Origin of the sequence: Mesorhizobium sp. M4A.F.Ca.ET.090.04.2.1 (assembly GCF_003999085.1) — a bacterium.
Lineage (GTDB): Bacteria > Pseudomonadota > Alphaproteobacteria > Rhizobiales > Rhizobiaceae > Mesorhizobium.
Genome location: NZ_RZOT01000425.1, coordinates 1 through 5,449 on the forward strand (window position 1 = coordinate 1; position 5,449 = coordinate 5,449).

A 5,449-nucleotide genomic window follows, 5' to 3' on the forward strand; every position below is an offset into this window, starting at 1 on the left:
ACGACGAGCGGCGACTGCGCCACTACGTCGACCTGTTCAACGCGCGCGACTTCGACGCCGTCAGGGCGCTGATCGCCGAGGATATCCAGCTCGAAGTCGTCAACCGCACGCGTCTCAGAGGCAAGAAGCAAGCCTCGACCTATTTCGGCAATTACGACCGCGTCAGCGATTGGGTGCTCTCGCTCGGTTTTGTCGACGGCCGGCCGGCGATCCTGATCCGCGATCCGCGGACTCCGGACGGCGCGGTCCGCGGCTTCATGCTGGTCGAGTGGCGCGGCGAAGAGGTCGCGGCTATCCGCGATTTCCGCTACGCGCCCTACTGCCTGGCGGATGCGGATATCCGTCTGATCGACTGAACGGAAGCGAGGCGCCATCACTGCCCGAACAGGTCGGTGGGCATGCCGGATCGGGCCACTAGGCCGTACCGGGAAGGCAACGCAGGCGGGGCGGCCCCTAGGCCGTCCCGTCGAACTGGCTGGCTCCGACGCGGCGGCATCCACCTCGCGCCGACACCCGTCGGTCACTGATCGACGACCAGCCGTAGCGCCCGCGATGCCGGCTGCAGCTGGACCTGCCTGCCCCAGTCGAAGGCGATGAAATCCTGCTCGATGCCGTCGGCGAAGATGACGCCGCCGTCGTTCATCCGCGATGTGATCAGAAGCGGGTTCTCGGTGATCTTGCCGGCACGCAAATTGGTGGTCGTGGCGACGCTCGGAAACGGCTCGCGCACCCAGAAGCCCACCGCGTGCTCTTCGCGGCCGAGCGACAGGTCGAGATGCGTCGCTTCCATGATCGAGCGCGCCCAGCCTGTCGCGCCGGTGCCGGAGGCGACGATGAGGCCGCTGGAGGAATGGTTTTCCGCCTCGCCCCCGGCCTCGATCCGGTAACGGGCCGACTGGTGGCTACGGTGGCCTACGAAGATCTCGTTGAGCGCGAGGAGCGTTTCGCCTCCGTCGAGCTCGGCCTGAACCATGGTTCGCGCTTCGATGCCGACATTGCCGGCTATGCTGGCGGCGAGCAGCTTGCCCAGCCGGCCGACGCCGATGCGCACCAGCACACCGTCATAGAGATCCGGCGCCGGATTGACGCCGAGCACGGGCTGGCCGTCGAGGTACTTGGCGACATTGGCGACCAGCCCATCCTGTCCCACCGGCACGACAACGTCGTCGGCCGCGAACAGGAAACGGTCGAGGTGGGCGCGCTTGACCAAGGTCTGGCGCCAATCCGCCGGCACCGAGGCCCGTGCCGCGCCCAGCACGGCATGGAAGTTGTCGTGCCGGACCTCGACATCCTCGAGACGCTGGCCGCGCGTCTGCAGGAAGAAGCGTGCCTGGTCGCGCGTCGCGTGGCGCGCGACCAGAAGCTCGTAGTCGGTCTCTCGCGTCACGAAGACCGCGCGGGGTCGGTTCGCCGCCATGGTTCGCCCCCTCAGCGGGCCTCGATCACCGCCGGGCTCTTGCGGAATTCGCCGAGCACGGTGGCGAGCAGGTCCGGCGTCACGTTGACGTGCTCGATCTTCTCCAGCTTGCCGGCGAGCTGCTGGGCGGCGAGGCCGAGCAGGATCGCGGGCGGCAGGTCGCGGTAGATGGCGATGCGCTGCCGTTCGGCCTCGGCCTTGGCGCCCTCGACGGTGCGGATGCGCTCCGCCTCGGCGGCCGCCTCGACCTGCTGCGCCTCCGCCGCGCCGGTGGCGCGGTTGCGGACGTTTTCGGCCTCCTCGGCGATCAACAGCTTCTCGCGCCGGGCCAGTTCCGTCCTGGTCGCCATTTCATTTTCGGCGATGGCACGCTCCTTTTCGACGGCGAGCGCCCGACGCTCGAAGGTCGCCTCGTCGGCCTTCTGCTGCAGGGCCTCGAAGGTCGGTGTCTGCAAGGCCCGCTCGAGCTCGCTCGTCGGGGTGAGGTTGGTGAGCCGCACGGTGACCGCGGCGACGCCGATGTCGATCAGCGCCGGGTCGGCGGCGACAACCGCCTGCAGCCGCTCGCGCAACGGGGCGGGGCCGGCGTCGAGAAGCGCGCGGACCGGCGCCTGTCCGAGATATTGCTGCACCGCCTGGTTGGCGATGCCGGCGATGCGCGCCTGTATCTTCTCGATCGGCTCGCCCTGCGGCTTGCCGGTCCTCAGATTGATGCTGAAATCGACGCGCTCCGCCAGCCGCCCGGGATCAACGACATGCCAGCCGATCGTGCCCTGCACGGCCACGGTCTGGAAATCCTGGCTGCGGCCCTTGACGAACAGTGTCATCTCGCGGTCGTCCATCGGCACTTCGGCAATGCTGGCGGTTTCCGGCGCGAACCAGAACACCAGGCCGCGGCCGCTCTGCTTCACGCGACCATCGCGATAGCGGATGACGTGGCTGCTTGCCTCGCTGCGGAGCTGGGCGATGAAGCCGAAGTTGCGGATGGTGGCCATGGTAGTCTCTCCCTCAATCGGTTACGGACGCTGGAAACGGTAAAGTTCTGCCGGTCGGTAGGCGGTGCCCGCCTCATAGGCGCCGGTCGCCGCCAACCAGCCCTTGTCGAGCAGCCGCCGGCGAAAGGCCGGCTTGTTGAGCGCGGTACCCAGAATTGCCTCGTGCACATCCTGGAGCTGCCGCAGCGTGAACAGTTCCGGCAGCAGCGCGAAGGCGACGTCGGAATAATCGAGCTTGCCGCGCAGCCTGAGCATCGCCATCGCCAGGATGTCGGCGTGGTCGAAGGCGAGCGTGAGCTTTTCGTTGTCCGGCGACAGCACGTTGACCGGACCGCCGGCCTCGCCGGCCCAGGGCACATGGATCGCGGCGGGCAGCAAAGTTGGCATCGCCCGCGCGGCCGCGTCGAAGGCCGTCTCGGTCAGCAGAACGAGATAGGCAACGCTGATGATGCGCATGCGCGGGTCACGATCGACCGCGCCGAAGGTGTAGAGCTGTTCGAGGCGAGCACCCTCAATTGCGGTCTTGTCGCGCAGCACCCGCGCGGCAGCGGCATCGAGGGACTCGTCAATGCCGACAAAGCTGCCCGGCAACGCCCAGCGGCCCGCATGCGGATGCTGGTCGCGTTTGAGCAGCAGGACCGTGGGACGGCCGTCGCGCAGCCCCAGCAGGACGAGGTCGACCGCCACCGACGGCCGCTGGAATGCGTTGGGGTCGTAATCCTTGAGGAAATCGGTCTCGGTCATCAACGTGTCTCATGCCTATTACGCAAGTTACATATATCTATCTTGAATATATGTCAACTGACACGCAGGAGTTCGAGAGACGGTCAAGAAAGGTGAGCGCAGATCGTCCATGCCCCTGTCTTGTGCGCTGATCGCCGTTAACTCGATGTCAGGCTGTTCGGGGTGCTGTTGGAACGCCACGCAGATCCGCGCGTTTGCAAGTAAAGCTGTGCGGTCAAGACGGAGCTCGCGCAATGGCCTCCATCCGGTACATCGTGACGGACGTGGATAGATCGGTCGAGTTCTATCGCGACAGACTCGAGTTCTCGGTGAACATGCACAATCCCGGCAAGTTCGCAGCGCTTGTTCGTGATGACCTGACGCTCTATTTGAGCGCCCCGGGAGCGGGCAGCGGAGGCACTGCCGGCGGCAATCCGGAGCCTGGCGGCTGGAACCGGTTCATGATTGTCACGAAGGACTTGGATGGGCTCATCAGCCGGTTGGATGCCGATGGGGCCGAATTCAGGGGCGAAATCAGCGAGGCGGGAGCCGGTCGAGCCAGGCTTCTGAAAGACCCATCGGGCAACCTGATTGAACTGTTTGAATTCAAGTAATCAATGCCGCTGACCGCCTGCTCTGCGCGCAACATCCCGAACTCAGAATACAAATGCTAAGCGCTCCGCCTGACGACATCCCCAGCGGCAGGCAGTTGCTCTTAGCGGTCCTCTTTAAGTTGTTAACAATTCGTGCAACCTGACGCATATAGTGTTGATCTGCAGCAAGCTGGGAAGCGAGCCGTTACCTTGCGCGATACGCCCGCCGAGACAATCGATCTGCAGCTTGTCATTCACAATGACGATCAGACCCCATGGGAGTTTGTCGTCAATCTCGTTCGCTCGGTCTTCGATCGATCGGAGGCAGAGGCCGAGGCCTTGACCGCGACGGTGGCGCAGCAGGGAAAGGCAGTGTGCGGCAGCTACCCTTTCGCGGTGGCGAAGGCGATGCTGGACACCGCGCAGCAGCGCATCAAGGCTGCCGGTCACCCGCTTCGCATCACCGCCGCTCCCGGCGAAACTGAAGGCGCGGCCACGGCCGGCCATGCCGCACAGGCTCCGCGCAACAAAAAGTTCAAGTATGCCCATGAAGCGATCGCCTGGCATTTCGACGGACTGGCGCATGACGAGATCATCGCGACCTCCCGCCAGTTTCCCGGCCACATGCGCGCCGACGTGCAGGTGGCGCTCGACAAGCTGTTCTCGGCCTCGCCGGTTCGCTTCTTCGGTCTCTACGAGCAACATCGCTACGAGACGCTGACCTTTGCCGCGTTGACGAAGGAAGGTCAGTTCGCCGTCACCATCTCGGCAGCGCAGTACCAGGACGTCGATATCGGCGAGAGCGATCCGATCAAGTGCCTCAACAATGGCTTGTGGCTCAATCGGGATGGAGACCTGCACTACGCGGTCGTGCTGTCCTTTCACCGTGAGTATGGTCACGAGGCCGGAACCTGCGTCGAGATCGCGGTGCCGGCCGGCGAGGATGGCGTTGCCCTTGTGGACCGTTGCTTCTCCCAACTGGAGGCCGCGATCAATGCTGCGCGATCCTACCGCGGCAAGGTTCTCTCGCTCGAGTCGGAAGGTGACTATCGCGGCCGCTCCAAGGGAGTGATGGTCCATCGCTTGCCGCAGGTGCAGCGCGACGCGATCATCCTGCCGGAACGGACTTTGAAGCTTCTCGACCGCAACGTGATCCGGTTCATCGAGAGCCGGGAGGCGCTGCGACGGCTTGGGCAATCGACGCGCAAGGGCATCTTGCTTTACGGCCCGCCGGGCACCGGCAAGACGCACACCATACGTCACCTCGCCGCCAATCTCCCTGGCCACACGACACTGATCATAACGGCCGACCAGATGGGCCTGTTGTCGCAATACATGACCCTGGCGCGCCTGCTACAGCCGGCTACGGTCGTGATCGAGGACGTGGACCTGATTGCCCGCGACCGCGAGAGCATGGGAGGTCCATGCGAGGAAGCGCTCCTCAACACCCTGCTCAACGAGATGGACGGTTTGAAGGACAATGCCGACATCCTGTTCATCCTGACCACCAACCGGCCCGAGCAACTTGAAGGCGCTCTCACCGGGCGGCCGGGACGTATCGACCAAGCCATCGAGGTGCCGCTGCCGGACGACGACTGCCGGGAGAAGCTGGTGCGCCTCTATGGCGGCGGGCTGAAACTTTCCGATAAGATCGTGAGCGAAGCTGTGGCGCGGACGAAGGGGGTCAGCGCGGCGTTCATCAAGGAGCTCATGCGCCGTAC

The 5,449-nt window shown here is 64.8% G+C and carries 6 protein-coding genes; 3 read left to right on the plus strand and 3 right to left on the minus strand.

What is annotated here, in order from left to right:
• A partial coding sequence (locus EN781_RS24605; RefSeq protein ID WP_189347807.1) for a nuclear transport factor 2 family protein occupies positions 1-356 on the plus strand: 356 nt, incomplete at its 5' end.
• 164 nt (positions 357-520) lie between these two features.
• On the opposite strand, the gene EN781_RS24610 is transcribed toward EN781_RS24605, so the two are convergent.
• From EN781_RS24610 to EN781_RS24620, 3 genes are read right to left on the minus strand one after another with little or no spacing between them, the layout of a single operon-like run.
• A complete protein-coding gene (locus tag EN781_RS24610; RefSeq protein WP_126057152.1) occupies positions 521-1,417 on the minus strand; it encodes an NAD(+)/NADH kinase in 897 nt (298 codons plus the stop codon).
• Positions 1,418-1,428: 11 nt separating this feature from the next.
• A complete protein-coding gene (locus EN781_RS24615) occupies positions 1,429-2,412 on the minus strand; it encodes an SPFH domain-containing protein (protein WP_126057153.1) in 984 nt (327 codons plus the stop codon).
• Between the two features lie 21 nt (positions 2,413-2,433).
• Positions 2,434-3,156 (minus strand): NUDIX domain-containing protein, encoded by a 723-nt coding sequence (locus tag EN781_RS24620; RefSeq protein WP_126057154.1) that lies wholly within the window; start codon positions 3,154-3,156, stop codon positions 2,434-2,436.
• Between the two features lie 233 nt (positions 3,157-3,389).
• On the opposite strand from EN781_RS24620, the gene EN781_RS24625 reads away from it, so the two are divergent.
• Both EN781_RS24625 and EN781_RS24630 read left to right on the plus strand, forming a co-directional pair.
• The gene (locus tag EN781_RS24625) at positions 3,390-3,749 is read left to right on the plus strand and encodes a VOC family protein (protein ID WP_126057155.1); all 360 of its coding nucleotides are present in this window, start codon (positions 3,390-3,392) and stop codon (positions 3,747-3,749) included.
• A gap of 189 nt (positions 3,750-3,938) precedes the next feature.
• On the plus strand, positions 3,939-5,449 hold a 1,511-nt coding region (locus EN781_RS24630; RefSeq protein WP_127400406.1), incomplete at its 3' end, for an ATP-dependent Clp protease adaptor ClpS.